Below are 17,135 nucleotides of genomic sequence, written 5' to 3' on the forward strand. Positions count from 1 at the left end.
TGTGTTTTTTCATGACACAAAATTCTAATTTGATTTATTCCTCCATTGTGTCACAGTGATATTCAACCTTCTCTGTTTTCTTTGGCTGCTGCATGATCATTCCTTTATTCTTTTCTTGAAGTAATTGTCCAATTAATTCATTTCTTTCTTTTGCAATAGCTACTCTATTTTCCTCATCTTTCTTGCTATCATAATAAACAACGCCCTCGATAATCGTTTTTTCAGCTTTTGCGTAAATTGATAAAGGATTTGTATTCCATAAAACTATATCAGCATCTTTACCCACTTTTACACTTCCTACCTTATTATCAATATGCAGTAATTTTGCTGGATTTAATGTTACGAATTTCCAAGCTTCTTCTTCAGATACATTACCATATTTTACTGCTTTAGCAGCTTCTTGATTCAATCTCCTTGACATTTCAGCATCATCAGAGTTGTAAGCAACTACAATTCCAGCATTGTGCATAATAGGTCCATTAAAAGGTATTGCATCATTTACTTCAAATTTATAAGCCCACCAGTCAGAGAAAGTAGAAGCTCCTACACCATGCTGTTTCATTTTATCAGCTACTTTATAACCTTCTAATATGTGAGTAAATGTATTTACCTTAAAGTTAAATTTATCTGCAACGTTCATTAACATTAAAATTTCAGATTGAACGTAAGAGTGACAAGAGATAAAACGCTCACTATTCAAGATTTCTGCTAATGTTTGTAATTCTAAATCAACTCTTGGTGCTTTTTCCTTTCCTTTTTTACCGCTAGAATTGTATTTTTTCCAAGCTAAATCATATTCCTTAGCGCGTTGAAAATAATCAGCAAATACTTGTTCAACTCCCATTCTTGTTTGTGGAAAGCGAGTAGGATTAGTAATTCCCCAGTTAGCTTGTTTTACATTTTCACCTAAAGCAAACTTGATAAATCCTGGCTGATCTTTGTATAGCATTTCATCTGCTGAAGCGCCCCATTTCCATTTTACAATTGCAGATCGTCCTCCAATAGGATTTGCCGAACCATGTAATAATTGCGAAATTGTAACTCCACCAGCTAAATCTCTATAGATATTAATGTCTTCAGAATTAACTACATCTTGGATAGTTACTTCCGCGCTTGAATTATGTCCGCCTTCATTAACTCCGTTCGAAATAGCAATATGTGAATGCTCATCAATAATTCCACTTGTTAAATGCTTTCCTTTTGCATTTACTATTGTTGCAGAAGCATCTGAAATGTTTTTACCAATTGAAGCGATTTTACCATTTTTAATTAAAACGTCTGTCTCTTCTAAAATTCCTTCTTTTTCATTGGTCCAAACCGTCGCATTTTTGAAAAGTAAAGTTTCAGCTTCTGGCTTTTTCATGTTACCATAAGCTACGTTCGGGAACGTAATTGGCATTACTTTATTATTCTTTTCTGCTTTAGTAGAATCAATTGCTTTAGTAAATGGTGCCGTTTTTACAGCTGACCATTTAACTTCGCTACCATTAAATAAAACTGCTTTACCAGAAAGATCTTGTGTGTTTTCAATGTATCCAATAAGTCTTGTGAAACTAGTTTTAGTAGTATCATTAGGTTTTACTATTGTTGAAATCCAATTATTTGCAATTGATAGTTTTGACTTTAATTTTTTAGAATCAGCTGTTGTGATTTCAGATTTTGGCGCAGAAACTTCACCGTCAATTTTCCACTTAAACTTTTCGTTATTGATTGTTAGATCATAACTTCCACGAATATCCTTTGCAGTCATATCGGCTACAACATATTTGTTTCCTTGCACCCAGTTTTCATATAGTGTAGTTTTTTCGTCGAATATTTCGCCAGAAGTAATTACAAAATTAGCTAAGCTACCAGTTTTTAAAGTTCCTATTTCATTACTTTTCCCTAGGAGTGCAGCAGGAATAGTAGTTAATGCCTCAAGTGCTTTTGTTTTGTCAAAGCCATATTTTATTGCTTTTAAAAGATTTGGTCTAAAATCATCCATTTTCTTTAATTTATCAGTCGTCAATGCGAATACGATTCCGTTTTCTGATAATACTTTTAAGTTGGTCGGCGCTTGGTTCCAGAAACGCAAGTCTTTTAGCTCCATTTGGTCTGCTTGATTTGGGTCAGCAACATCATAAGCAGCTGGAAAATCAATTGGAATTATGAATTTAGAATTTGTTTTTTTTATTTCTTGAATTCTTTCAAATTCATTTCCATTTCCTTTTAGAACATAATTTAAACCAAATTCCTTTGCAATTTTTGCAGCTCTCAAACTATTGAGTTTGTCTTCTGATGCAAAAATTTGAACTAGTTTTTCATTGTTCGATAGTGCTTCTAGTGATAAATCTTTATTTGCTGCATTACCTTTTTTATACCAGTCTAAATCATGGTACATCTGGCGCAACAATGCCATCATTCCCATAAGAGAACTTGGATAAGCCTGATTTGTGGTAACACTTTTAGTAAAGCCAAAATGATTTGTCACTTTATCAGCAATAAGTTGACTGCTTTTATCAAAGTTGTTCAATGCAATTAAAGTTCCAGAGCCGCGCGCAATTCCGTCAACTACGTGCGTTCCTACAACTCCAAAACCTGCTTTTAACAATTCCTCAGCTTTCGCTTGATCATAAGAAAAGCTTTCGTAGGCGTTAACTTCTGAGCGAATACTTTCATTCCAGTAATATCCAATTCTTTTAGTGTCATAAAGTGGAGTTCTATCTGTATTTCTTTTTGGTTTTTCAATTCCGAAAGAGGTGTACATATCGATAAATGATGGATATATCGATTTTCCAGCAAGATCTATTGTAGTACTATTTTTTGGAATAGTTACATTAGTTCCAGTTGCAATCACTTTACCGTTTTGTACTAGCAAAGTACCTTTTTCAATAATTTGTGTTGGAGTAACATAAATTTTAGCATTTGTAAAAGCGGTAAAATTCATTGTTTTATTTGGTACACTTTCATTATTGGGAAAGTATTCCTGCGCGTAGAGTTGTACGGCTAAAAAACTGAAAATCAGTAGGAGTAGGTTTTTTTTCATAATATGGTCTTGTAATTAAGTTCTAAAAGTATTAAAATGTTAATGTTTAAGCAATTTTATTTTAGAATTGTTTTAAATATTTGTTTAAAAATTTACATAATGTATTTTTTATAGCGATTAGGCTGTGTTTTTTATGAAAATGCTTGAAAATTGATTTTTTATCGTCCCAAATTTATTCATTTGTTTTCCAATGATTTAGATTTTTTAAATTTTGACCAATTAGTCTTAATTAGTAGATTTTTTTTATCTAATTTTAGCTACAAATAAAAAAAGATGCTAATAAAAGTTTTTGGAAGTGCAGTTTTTGGAGTAGAAGCTACGACAATCACAGTAGAGGTAAATATCGACAAAGGAATTGGTTATCATTTAGTTGGCTTGCCAGATAATGCAATTAAAGAAAGTAGTTACCGAATTGCGGCTGCGCTTAAAAATAATGGCTACGCCATGCCTGGAAAAAAAATTACCATAAATATGGCTCCTGCCGATTTACGAAAAGAAGGATCTGCCTACGACTTAACCTTAACAATTGGAATTCTAGTTGCATCTGGACAAATTAAAGCCGATGAAGTTGACAAATATATAATTATGGGCGAACTTTCACTTGATGGAAGTTTACAGCCTATACGTGGCGCTTTACCCATTGCTATAAAAGCCAAAGAAGAAGGTTTTAAAGGTTTTTTTCTTCCAAAGCAAAATGTAAAAGAAGCAGCTATAGTCGCTGGTCTTGATGTTTACGGTATAGAAAATGTGCAAGAGGTAATTAACTTTTTAGAAGGAAAAGGAAATATTGAACCCACAACAATAGATACGCGCGCGGAGTTTTACAAGACTTTAGATTTTCCTGAATTTGATTTCTCGGATGTGAAAGGACAGGAAAGTATTAAACGCTGTATGGAAATTGCGGCAGCAGGAGGACATAACATTATTTTAATTGGTCCACCCGGAGCTGGAAAAACGATGTTGGCTAAACGATTGCCAAGTATTTTACCACCGATGACTTTACGAGAGGCTTTAGAAACAACAAAAATACATAGTGTTGCGGGCAAGTTAAAAGAAGTAGGATTGATGAATCAACGACCTTTTAGAAGTCCACATCACACGATTTCAAATGTAGCATTAGTTGGAGGAGGTAGCTATCCTCAACCCGGAGAAATTTCGATGGCTCATAACGGCGTTTTATTTTTAGATGAACTACCTGAATTTAAAAGGGATGTTCTGGAAGTAATGCGACAACCATTAGAAGATCGAGAAGTAACGATCTCACGAGCTAAATTTACAGTAACTTATCCTTCTTCTTTCATGTTGGTTGCGAGTATGAATCCAAGTCCAAGTGGTTTTTTTAATGATCCTGATTCTCCGCAAACTTCTTCGCCTCATGAAATGCAACGGTATTTGAGTAAAATTTCTGGACCTTTATTAGATAGAATTGATATTCATATTGAAGTAACGCCAGTTCCTTTCGAAAAATTATCTGATGACCAGAAAGCAGAAAGTAGTGTTTCTATTCGAGAGCGAGTGACTGCTGCTAGAGAAATCCAAACGGCCCGCTTCGAACAAATGGATCACATTCATTACAACGCTCAAATGAATACAAAACATATCAGGGAATATTGCGCTCTTGATGATGTGTCAAAACAATTATTGAAAACAGCAATGGAACGACTCAATCTCTCCGCAAGGGCTTATGATAGAATTTTAAAGGTAGCAAGAACGATTGCTGACCTCGATGCTGCGCCAACAGTAATCTCAAGTCATATAGCTGAAGCGATTCAATACAGAAGTTTAGATCGTGATGGTTGGTTGGGTTAAAGTCATTGCGAGGAACGAAGCAATCACACTAATACAATTATAAATTGAGCGTTTTAGCCAATGCAAGGAAAGAAGCATTCATGCTAGCAAAATGTAATTTTATCAACTTATTTCTTGTACTTAGCCACTTTCCTAACTATCACATTAAACTACAAAGCCCACGGTTTAAAACGTGGGCTTCTATTATAAGATTGAACTTTTAATTATCTATTTACTAAATCTTCTTTCGTTATTAGCATTCGGTCTTCTTGGACCAAAACTATTATTACTTCTAGCAGTATTCTCTGTTTTTGAAGTGTTTGTTGGTTTAGGAGTTCTCGGCGTTGAATTGCGTTGTTGTCTTCCTTGACCTTGCTTGATTGGTTCTTTTGAGGCATTAGGATCTGGCTCAAAACCTGCAATTTGTTCTACAGGCAATCTCAATCCTACTAACTTTTCAATATCTCTTAAAAAAACAGTTTCATCTGGACTAAAAAGCGAAACTGCTTCTCCGCTAGCCCCAGCTCTTCCTGTTCTACCGATACGGTGAACATAATCTTCTGGAATATTTGGCAATTCAAAATTTACAACGTGCGGTAACAAGGGGATGTCTAAACCTCTCGCAGCAATATCAGTCGCGACTAATGCCGTTAAACTACCATCTTTAAAACCGGCTAAAGCTTTAGTTCTTGCACCTTGACCTTTATTTCCGTGAATCGCAGCAGCTTTAATACCAGCAGCAATCATGCTTTCACATAATTTGTTTGCTCCTTGTTTTGTACGTGTAAAAACAAGAATCTGTTTCCAGTTTCCTTCTGTAATAAGTTTAATAACTAACTCTGTTTTTTTCTCTTTAGCGACAGGATATATTTTTTGTATAATAGCGTCAACTGTCGTGTTTTCTGGAGTAGCTTCAACTTGTACAGGATTATTTAAAATTCCCATTGCTAGTTTCTTAATATCTCTAGAAAAAGTAGCTGAGAATAACAAGTTTTGTCTTTTAGCAGGTAACACTTTTAAGATACGCTCGATATCTCTCAGAAATCCCATGTCTAGCATACGATCCGCTTCATCTAATACTAAAATTTCTACTTTTGCAAGCGATATCAAACCTTGATTTTGTAAATCAATTAATCTTCCCGGTGTCGCTACTAAAATATCAACTCCTTGACGCAGTTGTGTAACTTGTGGATTTTGGTTTACACCACCAAAAATCACAGTACTTTTCATATCTAAGAATGTACTGTATTCTTTTATGTTGGCTAATATCTGAGCCGCTAATTCTCTTGTTGGTGTTAATATCAACGCGCGAATTGGTCTGTTTCGCAATTGTTGTCCTTGTGATAATAATTGTAATATAGGTAATGTAAAACCTGCAGTTTTACCTGTTCCTGTTTGTGCTGATGCTAAAACATCTTTTCCTTCTAAAATGGGTGGAATTGCTTTTTGTTGTATTGGAGAAGGTGTTGTGTATCCTTTTTTGCTGATGGCTTTTAATAAAGCATCAGATAATCCTAATGAGCTAAATGACATAAATGGTGTTTATGAAGTATGATAATTATTTCTATTACTTCCTTAATTTGCTGCAAAGATACTGCTAATTTTTTGATGTGTTTTTTATTGGTGTTTTTTGTTTGCATAAAGCACAATTTTGCTCGCTTAGGCTACAGCATTCTAATTTTTAAAATCACGAACTTCCACACTTTTAAAAGCTTTAAACTTTACGTAAAAAAAAACTTGGCAAAAAAAAATCAGGTATGATGGCCTGATTTTTTTTTAAATATGAAAATAAATTATCTTATTTCTGCAAATGTGTCTCCTTGCGTAATATCGCCTGTCTTGTACCCTTTCATAAACCAAGCTTTACGTTGAGCCGAAGTTCCATGCGTAAAAGATTCTGGAACAATGCGTCCTTGTATTTTTGATTGAATAGCATCGTCACCCACAGCGTGTGCTGCACTAAGCGCTTCGTCAATATCTCCTTCTTCTAAGAAGTTTTTCATTTGTTGGTTGTGATATGTCCATACACCTGCGTAGAAATCTGCTTGAAGTTCCAGCGCGACTGATAATTTATTTGCTTCAGCTTGACTTTTTCCTTCCTGCATCTTTCTCATTTTAGAGGAAGTTCCCAGTAATGTTTGAACGTGATGTCCTATTTCGTGAGCAATTACGTACGCTGTTGCAAAATCGCCTCCTTTTGCACCAAATTTAGTTTCTAACTCATCAAAAAAAGCCAAATCCATATAGACTTTTTGATCGCCAGGACAATAAAACGGACCTGAGTCAGAACTTGCGTTTCCACATGCCGTTTCTACATTTCTTGTAAATAGTACTAAATTAGGTCTTTCATAATTTAGATTATTTTCTTGAAATATTTTTGTCCAAACGTCTTCTGTGTCCACTAATATTGCTTCTATAAATTTCCCTTCCTCTTTCTCCTTAGCAGTTAAATCTCTTTGCTCTGTTGGTGCGCCTTGATTTCCTTGCGTTTGTTCTAAAATATTACCGACCATCTGACCATTTTCACCACCAAAAACGTTGAGTAGTAAAATAACAATTCCTATTAATCCACCACCTACGATTGTTTTTCCTCCAGAAGACATTCCTCTTCGGTCTTCAAAATTATCACTACTACGTCTGCCGCTCCATTTCATATGCTGTTGTTTTATATTTTAGTTATTCGCAATCCTATAAAATTACACAATTTAATAGAATTAATTTGTTTTTGTTTAATCGTTATTTTACCCATTTCACGAAAGTTTCTTCGATGATTCCCTTGATTATTGGTTTAGGAATGTAGTCATTCATTCCTGCTTGTAAACATTTTTCTTTCTCTTCTCTTTCTGTTCCAGCAGTTATGGCAATTATTGAAACTTCTTTTCCGGAAACCATTTCTCTGATGATTTTTGTTGCTTCGTAACCATTCATTACTGGCATTTGTATGTCCATAAATATTATATCTGGAACTACTTCTTCAAATTGTGTTACCGCTTCTTCTCCATTAACAGCAGTGCTAATAGTAGTTTTTATTGGTAGATTTTTTATAATGGTCTTTAGCAACAACATGTTTACTTTATTATCTTCAACAATTAAAACTTTAACTTCTTTAGTTAATTCGCTGATATCACAAAGCTCTTTTTCGATAATCTCTACAGTATCATTCTGTGTGCTATCATCATCTGTATTTTTATTACTAGTTTCAAGCGCTATGTCAAAATAAAATGTACTTCCCATTCCTACTGTACTTGTTAGTTCTAACTGACTATTCATTAAACCTAATAGTTGGTTCGAAATTGTTAATCCTAATCCTGTTCCTCCAAATTTTCTTGTTGTCGAACTGTCTTCCTGTGAAAATGCTTTAAATATCTTCTTTTTATTCTCTTCAACAATTCCCATTCCTGTATCAATTACGGCAAATCGAATGGTTTCAGTTGTATCAGTAGTACGTTCAATTACGGATACTTCTAATTTGATCCAACCTATTTCAGTAAACTTAACAGCATTTGCTAAAAGATTAATTAAAATTTGCTTTAATCGAACGCTATCAATCCAAAAGTATTTCGGGATATCATCAGAAATATTTAGCTTTAAATTTAAATTTTTCTGAGAGGATTCGTATAGTATTAAGTCGATAACTTGAGTTAAAAGGTCTCTGATATTATGTTTCTCAATGTATAAATCTAGTTTTCCCGCTTCAATTTTCGAAAAGTCCAAAATATCGTTGATAATATCCAGTAACGAATGTGCTGATTGATTTATCGTAGTCATATACTTTTCTTGAATTTTTTCAAGATCAGTTTTCATCAGCAAATCAGTGAATCCAATAATTCCATTAAGCGGAGTTCTAATCTCGTGACTCATGTTAGCAAGAAATTCCGATTTAGATTTATTAGCAGCTTCTGCTAATTCTTTTTCTTTTACAATGGTTTCAGCGATTTTTCTTTCAGTAATGTCAATAAAAATACCTTCTAGAAATGCGATTTTACCGTCTTTGTAAATAGTGTCACCAAACTCTTCGACCCAAATTATACTTTTATCTTTATGAACAATTCGATACGTTAAATGTATTGGAGTTCTATTTTCAATTGCAGTTTTTTGAGCTTCAATTGTAAGCAACTTATCTTCTGGATAAATTAGATCAATAAATGAAATTTCGTTACTTAGAAAAACAGATTTTGGATAACCGGTTAGTTTTTCAATTTTGTCATTGATGTAAATCTTAGTATTGTTAGCATCGTAATTGGAAAGATAAACGGTTCCGGGAATATTATTTGCTAGCAGTCTGAATTTTTCTTCACTCTCGTAAATTGCAGTTTCATTTGTAATTCTATCGATAGACGAAGCAATATTACGCGCTAATGTTTGTAGAATGTTTACTTCGTCTTCGGTCCAAATTTTTTCTTCTTGCGTATTATCAAATCCTAAAAAGCCGTGAAATTTATTTTTGATAAAAATTGGAAAAAGAATTATAGAAACCACTTCAAGATTTTCTAATTTTTTTCGCAGCGATTCGTTCTCAATTTTTGAAATTATTACTTCAAATCTCTTATTATTCAATAATGGTGTTAAAAGTTCTTCAAAATAATTATAGGATATATTTTGTAGACCAGTATTATTCTCTGTTAACGTATCGTTTTCACTAATCCATCGGTATTTCTGACTTATAGTTTTTTCTTCACCATTGTTTTCATAGTAATACGCACGATGAGAATTTGTCGCTTTTCCCATGATAATCAGTACATCAGAAAATATGTCGTGAATATCATTACTGTTTAGAAACTTCTCAGTACATAAAGTCATTGCGGACAACAATTCACTTTTATATTGCAATTTTTTCTCTGCTTCATAACGACTCTGAGAGATAACAGTCAGCGAAATCAAATCTGCGATACTCCTAGCAAAAATAATATCTTCATTGTCCCAATCTCTTGTGTTTTCGGCATTTTCGAAAGCTAAAACACCCGTTAAATTTCCATTGATGAAAATGGGAATATCTAGTTGAGATTTTATATTATTAGTGCTGAAATAATCATCAGTAAATTCTGAAAACTCATAATTATTAAAAACATCTTTAGCACTGATGACAGAGTTTTTCTTAATGGCTTCAAAATAGATTGGATAATTCTTTTTAGCCAACTCTTCGCCTTTAGTGTAACTGTTCGTTGATAGAGTATATAAGTTTTCACAAATAATACTTTTGCCGGTGTATCTCCAGTATCCAACTCTACTACAATTTGTAACTTTTGCTGCAGTTTCAGTGATTTGTCTTAAACTGAGCTCTAAATCGTGGTATATACTATAATTAGTCGATGATATTCTTTTTATTGATTCATTGTAATTTTCTATTTTTTCGTGACGAATTTTTTGCGCTGTATCAATTGCTTTGTATTTTGAAATATCTCTAGCAATACCAGAATAACCGACTATTTCGCCCACATCATTTTTTCGAACAATAACTTTTTGGGAAATCCACAAGTAACTACCGTCCTTTTTTAAAATCGGAAATTCAATTGTTGGAAAAAATTCTTGATTCTCTAATGGCTGTTGGAAAAAATTCATAATTCGATCCATATATTCTTCTTTAATAAAATCAGTATAGTTTTTATTTAAGATTTCATCATCCACATAACCCAGTGATTTCAAAGTATATTCATTTACAAAAGTAAAGTAACCGTCGCAATCTACTTCATAAATGAGATCTATAGCATTTTGAACTAAATCTTTATATTGATTTTGGATTTGGATTTCTTTTGTTACGTCTTGACCTATACCAACAAGCAAATCTTCTGAAAATCGCTTGTCGTCCCATTGAATATATTTATAAAGACCGTTTTTACATTTTATTTTTCGAATGAATATTCGATCATCCTTAAATTTCTTATTATAATAATCGACATCAAAGTCATTTTCTCCCGAAATTTTCCAATAGCCGTAACCCAAAATTTCTTCGACAGTATATCCTAAAATTGAAGTTACATTTTCACTGCAGAAGACGACTTCTCCTTTTTGATTTGTTGCCAGTATAAGCGAATTTCCTTTATTTATGATTTGGTTATTGAATTTCGATTCATTGTTTCGATTCACCCATAATGTAAAATGGATGTAATTGATTAGCGTAATAACTAAAACATTGATTAGTAATACAATAATTACTCTTAATTCGACTAGGTTTAAAATATAAATAAGCCACAAGAAAACATAGACAGATGCTACAAAACTCCAATATAATCGTATGGATTTAAGAGCATAATAAGCGAAGAAAAAGGTTACTGGAAATGCGACAATGGGAATGATGTCAAAAGTATGAACAACTACGTTTCTAGAAATAGACCCGAAATAAAGTAGAAAGCATACAGTAAAAATTTTTTGTATGTGTTTAAAAACTAATGCTGATTTAGTACTGATGTAATAAATTAATATTAGAGTAAAACCGATAATAGAGTTGAGAAAAAGTAGGCTCTCTGGTCTTAATTTTAGGGATTCAAAAATAATTTCAATTATTAGCAACATCAGACCTAGAAAGAAAAGATAGATTTGATATTCCTTCTTTTTTGTGTAAGCTCTATTTGTTTTTTCTAATAAATTACTTTTTAATCCAGTTCTAATCTTATAAATGCGATACACTAACGTGATAAATAATATAGGAATAGCAATTTTAAATAAAGCGCTTCCTATACCTGAATTAGGTATAATAGAGAAAATTAATTCTTCCACCGAAATATATAAATGGCTATAGTAGAATACCATAAATTAAAATAATTGATTTTAAAACTAAATTTGGGATTCTAATTTCGTTCAATTTAAGGAATAAATTTAAATAAAAAACTAAGTATAATCTAAAATCAAACTTAGTTTTTTATTACACTATTTTACTAAAGAATTACGTCAACTTTATTTTCATTGTCAAATCCAATGATCTCGTTATAAATTGCGTAGTATAGAGAATACAAAAGTGGCAAAGTAAAAAATATACCAATACAACAACCGATAAATCCTAACATTGCTGCTATTACGCAAACTACTAGTAATCCTAAAATTGTTAACGGCTGCTTAGACACGATTATCACACTTGCTTCAATTGCTTGAACAGCTTTGAGTTTTCCGAAAATAATAAGCGGAATCATGATAATTGTAAATAATGCTATTGCAACACTAATAATAAAATTTAATACTGGTATTTGAGCGTACGTAATTATAGAACTAATCACATTACTTACAAGTGAAACTAAAAAAGTAGCTATGAAAAGTTCTTTGAAATAAGGAGCTTTGTAAAATTCGAACATAGTTGATACATGGAATTCCTCATCGTGCTCTGCGCAATATGCCATTTTTATTAAGCCAGCAGTAAGCGGACTAAGTAATGCTCCTAATACAATGGAAGCAGTTGAAACTATTAGTAACGAATTGAAATCAAAATTTTCTATTTTTAAATTTTCAGGTTGAAGAAAGGCCATCACTGCAGCAGCACCAAAACTAGCAATTACAACTCCAAATATCGCTATGCTGATAACAACGAAAAATACAAATAGTACTAATCCTCCATATAAAGCAATTTTTTTATAGTTTTTGAAAGCGTGCTCAAAGACACGACCAAAATCTAAATCATATCCTTCTCTTCTTATTGTCTCTATGCGATTTTGTATGCTGTTGTTCATTTGGTTTGGTATTAATTAGGTGGTTATTTATTATTATTTAGATATTTTCAATATTATAAAAATTCCTGCTTGTCAATCTCTTTTGGTTTAGCTAGTTTTTTTTAATCGGTGGTAAATGTAATATTTTTTTTAATTAACATTCAATCAAATTAACCTGTGAGTACCTGTAAGATTTTTGGTTCAATATTTTACAGTGACTCACTGGTTTTAATTTTACTTATACTAAAGTAAAGCATGGATTATTTAAGATTTGTTAATTTTTAATTCTTAAATCCATTTTAATAACTGTCGTATTGTTTTCAGTTTATCATTGTAAGGAGCATAACGTAATGGCACATCTAGCCAAGTTCCTCTTTTTACGATAGACTTTTGATGAGAAAATATTTCGAAGCTTAATTTTCCATGATAGGCGCCCATTCCGGAATTTCCAACACCTCCAAAAGGTAAACGATTGTTGACTAAATGCATTACTGTATCATTTATGCAGCCTCCTCCAAAAGAATATTTCTTTAGAACTTCATCAATAAATGATTTGTTTTCAGAGAATAAATACAGCGATAGTGGCTTATCAAAACTAGAGATAATCTTTTCGATGTCATTTTCAGACTCATAAGAAAGGATGGGAAGTACAGGTCCAAAAATTTCCTCTTTCATCACTAAACTATCCATGCTAGGATTATCAAGTAGTGTAGGAGCGAGGTATAATGAATCCTTATTTGATTCTCCTCCAAAGAGAATTTTTTGTCCCTCGAGCAAACTTAATTGGCGTTCCCAATTTTTTAAATTAATTATTCTGGCATAATCTGGTGATTCCTCTGGATTGGGTCCAAGAGCTTTTTGTATTTCCTGAATCAGAAATTTGACAAAAGCATCTTTCATTTTATGGTGAACTAAAATATAGTCAGGAGCAACACAAGTTTGTCCTGCATTTATTATTTTACCCCAAACAATTCTTCGTGCGCTTAGTTCTAAATTTGCAGTTTCATCAACGATGCAAGGACTTTTACCTCCCAATTCTAAAGTAACTGGTGTTAGATTTTCTGCAGCTGCTTTCGCAACTATTTTCCCAACGCCCACACTTCCCGTAAAAAAGATGTAATCCCATCGCTTTTTTAATAAATCTGCTGCTATAGTAGCATCTCCTGTTATTACAACAACATCTTTAACAGGGAATGTTTCGCTTATAATTTTTGAAATTATGGCTGAAGTATTAGGTGTAAGTTCAGATGGTTTTAACGTAACTTTATTTCCAGCAGCAACTGCCGCAACGAGTGGACATAATGCTAATTGAAAAGGATAATTCCAAGGTGAAAGAATAAGGACGTTGCCATAAGGTTCGCTGTAAATAAAATCAGAAGAAGGGAAATTCAATAACGATCCCCAAACTTTCTTTGGCTTTGCCCAAGAACTAATATTTTTTATAGTTTCTTTTAAATCACTAATAACATAGTTCGTTTCTGTTAAAACAGCCTCAAAAGCTGGCTTTTTAAAATCATCGTACAATGCTTTTATAATCGCGTCTTCATTTTTAGTGATGACGTGTAATAATTTTTTAAGTGATTCTTTTCTGTAGTTTATGTCGGTTCTATGGTTCATAGGATAATTTTAATTTTAAAAATACATAATATTATTTTAATCCTACTTTCAACACCGAATAAAATAAAAAAAACAGGATTGATTAGTCCTGTTTTGCTAGTAGTAAGTATGTAAAGTGTTATTTTTGTTACAGTAGTGGTGTAGAAATTAAAAATTTTTATATTGCATTCCAAATCACATCGTCTGGAGTGGGAGCAATGATAGCAATGTTTTCTTTGGTTACAGGGTGAATAAATACTAGTTTCCTCGCATGTAAATGGATTCCGCCATCTGGATTACTTCGATCAAAACCATACTTTAAATCTCCTTTTATAGAACAACCTATTGCTGAAAGTTGCGCTCGTATTTGATGATGTCTTCCCGTATGTAAATTAATTTCTAAAGCAAAATAGTTATTGAGTTCTTTAATTATAGTGTAATCTAAACTGGCTAACTTACTATCGGGTACTTCTTTTAGATGCGCTTTTGAACTATTATTTTTCTCGTTTCGTTTTAAATAGTGCACTAATTTATCGTGCGATAAAGGAGGTTTATTTTTGACAACGCACCAATACGTTTTTTGAGTTTCTCTATTGCTAAATAGCTCATTCATTCTAGTTAAAGCTTTGCTAGTTCGAGCAAAAACTACAATTCCTGTTGTTGGACGATCTAAGCGATGTACAACTCCTAAAAAGACTTCGCCAGGTTTATTGTATTTGTCTTTGATGTATTCTTTAACCACATCAGATAATGGTTTGTCACCCGTTTTATCGCCTTGAACAATGTCACCCACACGCTTGTTAACCACAATTAGGTGATTATCCTCGTGTAGCACTTGGAGATTTGATTTATTAGATAGTATTTTCATAGAACTTACCCTTGGAAAAAGGAAAGAGTTTTAATATTGTTCATTAGAATTTGGGAAGTCACTTGATTTAACATCTGCCACATATTCACCTATAGCTTTAGTCATATCATCGTATAAATTCATATATCTTCTCAAGAAACGCGGACTAAATTCGTTGTTCATTCCTAGCATATCGTGAATAACAAGAACTTGACCGTCCACGCCACCACCAGCACCTATTCCTATTACTGGAATCGAAATGCTTTTAGCTACTTTCTCTGCTAAGTGAGCTGGAATTTTTTCTAATACTAAAGCAAAACAGCCTAAACTTTCAAGCAATTTAGCATCTTCAAGAAGTTTATCGGCTTCTTCTTCTTCTTTAGCTCTAACCGTGTAGGTCCCAAATTTATATATCGATTGTGGGGTTAATCCCAAATGTCCCATTACTGGAATTCCTGCGTTTAATATTTTTTTAATGGAATCTTTTATTTCTTTTCCACCTTCTAATTTAACTGCGTGTCCGCCACTTTCTTTCATAATTCGAATAGAAGAGCGCAATGCTTCTTTAGGATCTGACTGGTAACTTCCAAAAGGTAAATCCACAACAACTAATGCTCTTTCAATTGCTCTAACAACAGAAGAGGCATGATAAATCATTTGGTCTAAAGTGATTGGCAAAGTAGTTTCATGACCCGCCATTACATTTGAAGCAGAATCACCTACAAGAATCACATCGATTCCAGCGCTATCAACAATTTTTGCCATTGTGAAATCGTATGCCGTAAGCATCGAAATTTTTTCACCATTAGCTTTCATATCGATAAGCGACTTAGTGGTAATTCTTTTATAATCTTTTTTAGCTACAGACATATTTCCTTATTTAAGGTTGCAAAGGTAGTGAAATGTATATTCGATGATGAGAATTGTAGGAGTAAAATTATTTTGGTTTTACTTTGGTTCGAAAATTTTAATGTCTTCGAAAAAAGCTCTTGTTATTTATCAGTATGTCAAAAGTTAAAAGTCCAAATTTGCTCTTGTTTTTAATGTATATTTTAAGTGACAAGAAGTGGGAAAATATTATTTCAATTCCGTCACAATCAATTCGCCATCGTCAGTTTTAGCAACAATAATGGCAAAAAAAGGAACTGTTGTGTACGATTGTTTATCGCCTATCTCAATTTTATATTTTAGTGTAATTTCACCTTTTTTATTCTTTTTTAAACTAACTGGCTGGACAGTTGTTTTTAGATCAGTTTCCGGCAAAATAACTGCGATCACATACTTCTTAGCAAAATCTATTGCAGTGGGTTTGCCATTTATTCCCATCGTTATTGCCATTCCAAAGATTTGATTGAATTGTTCAATAGTTTCAATTTTAGGATTTTCTATTTTTTTTACTGTGCTTTTTACAAAGTAGTTTTTAGCTAAATCGTAATGTATTGCCGTTGGCTGCTGTTCAATCACCGTGTCTGAATTAATTGTTGTATTCTTGGTTTTTGATTGACATGATGTTAGAATCAAAAATAGTAACGTCGCAAGTCCAAATATCTTCGTAATCATTTAATCTATTTTTTTTAAATTTCAGTAACTGTTTTTTATAGATATATTTAAAAAGAAGATATTTAAGTTTTCACTAGTAATCGTTACACATTATTATCAAATTTTAAACCTTCTCCTTTTAGATTCGAAGACGGGGGAAAGTAACTGATTTCGAATAGGAACTGTTTACTTTTATTTTAAGATTTTTCTAAAATTTTAATAGTATTGCGATCACTTTCTCCATTGTAATATTTTTTTATTACATCTTCAAAGCATTTAAAATCAATTTGGTTCTTATTTAGAAATTGCCAATAATCATCCTGTTTTTTGGTATCAAAATTAAGATCTAGGCAGATTAAATACGCGACGTTTTTTCAGCCATTGATTTCCATGATTGTGAGTAACCAAAATATTAATCACTGAATTTTTTAGTAAACTAAAATAAATTATAGCATTAATAAAAATTGATTCTGATTTAAAACCTAGTCCTAAATCTCTAATGTAATTTCCAGCGATTTAATTAGTTTTTGCAATTGACATTAAGACCCAGAAGATAAAATTTATTTTTAGACTGGATTTCGTATTAAGTAGTTTTTAGTTTTTTATGAGAGTAATGTGAATCAAGGGTTGAAAAAATGACAAAAAAAGAAAGAAATAACTTTCAAATAATTAGTTTAATAGTCTGAAAATCAGTATATTTAAAGTG

Annotated in this window: 10 protein-coding genes; 1 reads left to right on the forward strand and 9 read right to left on the reverse strand. The window is 32.4% G+C overall.

The features are described 5' to 3' along the window. Window positions 1-34 precede the first annotated feature (34 nt). Window positions 35-3,025: an amidohydrolase family protein gene (locus tag RCH19_RS10085; protein WP_343023113.1), complete on the reverse strand. Its 2,991-nt coding sequence runs from the start codon at window positions 3,023-3,025 to the stop codon at window positions 35-37. A gap of 273 nt (window positions 3,026-3,298) precedes the next feature. Between RCH19_RS10085 and RCH19_RS10090 the strand changes: the two genes are divergently transcribed. Beyond that, complete coding sequence (locus RCH19_RS10090; RefSeq protein ID WP_121926492.1) at window positions 3,299-4,834, forward strand: YifB family Mg chelatase-like AAA ATPase; 1,536 nt, start codon at window positions 3,299-3,301, stop codon at window positions 4,832-4,834. 207 nt (window positions 4,835-5,041) lie between these two features. Here RCH19_RS10090 and RCH19_RS10095 read toward each other — a convergent pair whose 3' ends face one another. The 8 genes from RCH19_RS10095 to RCH19_RS10130 form a co-directional block, all read right to left on the reverse strand. Then, window positions 5,042-6,346: a DEAD/DEAH box helicase gene (locus RCH19_RS10095; RefSeq protein ID WP_343023114.1), complete on the reverse strand. Its 1,305-nt coding sequence runs from the start codon at window positions 6,344-6,346 to the stop codon at window positions 5,042-5,044. Window positions 6,347-6,606: 260 nt separating this feature from the next. Beyond that, on the reverse strand, window positions 6,607-7,467 hold the full coding sequence (locus RCH19_RS10100) for a neutral zinc metallopeptidase (protein ID WP_343023115.1): 861 nt from the start codon (window positions 7,465-7,467) through the stop codon (window positions 6,607-6,609). Window positions 7,468-7,549: 82 nt separating this feature from the next. Beyond that, on the reverse strand, window positions 7,550-11,560 hold the full coding sequence (locus tag RCH19_RS10105) for a PAS domain S-box protein (RefSeq protein ID WP_343023116.1): 4,011 nt from the start codon (window positions 11,558-11,560) through the stop codon (window positions 7,550-7,552). Between the two features lie 125 nt (window positions 11,561-11,685). Beyond that, on the reverse strand, window positions 11,686-12,468 hold the full coding sequence (locus RCH19_RS10110) for a hypothetical protein (RefSeq protein WP_343023117.1): 783 nt from the start codon (window positions 12,466-12,468) through the stop codon (window positions 11,686-11,688). Window positions 12,469-12,735: 267 nt separating this feature from the next. Further along, window positions 12,736-14,064 carry an aldehyde dehydrogenase gene (locus tag RCH19_RS10115; protein WP_343023118.1) on the reverse strand — a complete coding sequence of 443 codons (1,329 nt, stop codon included), beginning with the start codon at window positions 14,062-14,064 and terminating at the stop codon, window positions 12,736-12,738. Between the two features lie 157 nt (window positions 14,065-14,221). Next, window positions 14,222-14,911 (reverse strand): RNA pseudouridine synthase, encoded by a 690-nt coding sequence (locus tag RCH19_RS10120; protein WP_343023119.1) that lies wholly within the window; start codon window positions 14,909-14,911, stop codon window positions 14,222-14,224. Window positions 14,912-14,941: 30 nt separating this feature from the next. Further along, a complete protein-coding gene (gene panB, locus RCH19_RS10125) occupies window positions 14,942-15,760 on the reverse strand; it encodes a 3-methyl-2-oxobutanoate hydroxymethyltransferase (protein WP_121926501.1) in 819 nt (272 codons plus the stop codon). A 207-nt stretch (window positions 15,761-15,967) separates the two neighbouring features. Beyond that, complete coding sequence (locus tag RCH19_RS10130) at window positions 15,968-16,450, reverse strand: hypothetical protein (RefSeq protein WP_343023120.1); 483 nt, start codon at window positions 16,448-16,450, stop codon at window positions 15,968-15,970. Between the last annotated feature and the right edge of the window lie 685 nt (window positions 16,451-17,135).

The organism is Flavobacterium sp. PL12, assembly GCF_039123485.1.
Classification (GTDB): domain Bacteria; phylum Bacteroidota; class Bacteroidia; order Flavobacteriales; family Flavobacteriaceae; genus Flavobacterium; species Flavobacterium weaverense.

Bases quoted from the DNA above. Each gene is read 5' to 3' on its own strand.
- RCH19_RS10085 (WP_343023113.1), bottom strand. From the start codon at position 3,025: ATGAAAAAAAACCTACTCCTACTGATTTTCAGTTTTTTAGCCGTACAA.
- RCH19_RS10090 (WP_121926492.1), top strand. From the start codon at position 3,299: ATGCTAATAAAAGTTTTTGGAAGTGCAGTTTTTGGAGTAGAAGCTACG.
- RCH19_RS10095 (WP_343023114.1), bottom strand. From the start codon at position 6,346: ATGTCATTTAGCTCATTAGGATTATCTGATGCTTTATTAAAAGCCATC.
- RCH19_RS10100 (WP_343023115.1), bottom strand. From the start codon at position 7,467: ATGAAATGGAGCGGCAGACGTAGTAGTGATAATTTTGAAGACCGAAGA.
- RCH19_RS10105 (WP_343023116.1), bottom strand. From the start codon at position 11,560: ATGGTATTCTACTATAGCCATTTATATATTTCGGTGGAAGAATTAATT.
- RCH19_RS10110 (WP_343023117.1), bottom strand. From the start codon at position 12,468: ATGAACAACAGCATACAAAATCGCATAGAGACAATAAGAAGAGAAGGA.
- RCH19_RS10115 (WP_343023118.1), bottom strand. From the start codon at position 14,064: ATGAACCATAGAACCGACATAAACTACAGAAAAGAATCACTTAAAAAA.
- RCH19_RS10120 (WP_343023119.1), bottom strand. From the start codon at position 14,911: ATGAAAATACTATCTAATAAATCAAATCTCCAAGTGCTACACGAGGAT.
- panB (WP_121926501.1), bottom strand. From the start codon at position 15,760: ATGTCTGTAGCTAAAAAAGATTATAAAAGAATTACCACTAAGTCGCTT.
- RCH19_RS10130 (WP_343023120.1), bottom strand. From the start codon at position 16,450: ATGATTACGAAGATATTTGGACTTGCGACGTTACTATTTTTGATTCTA.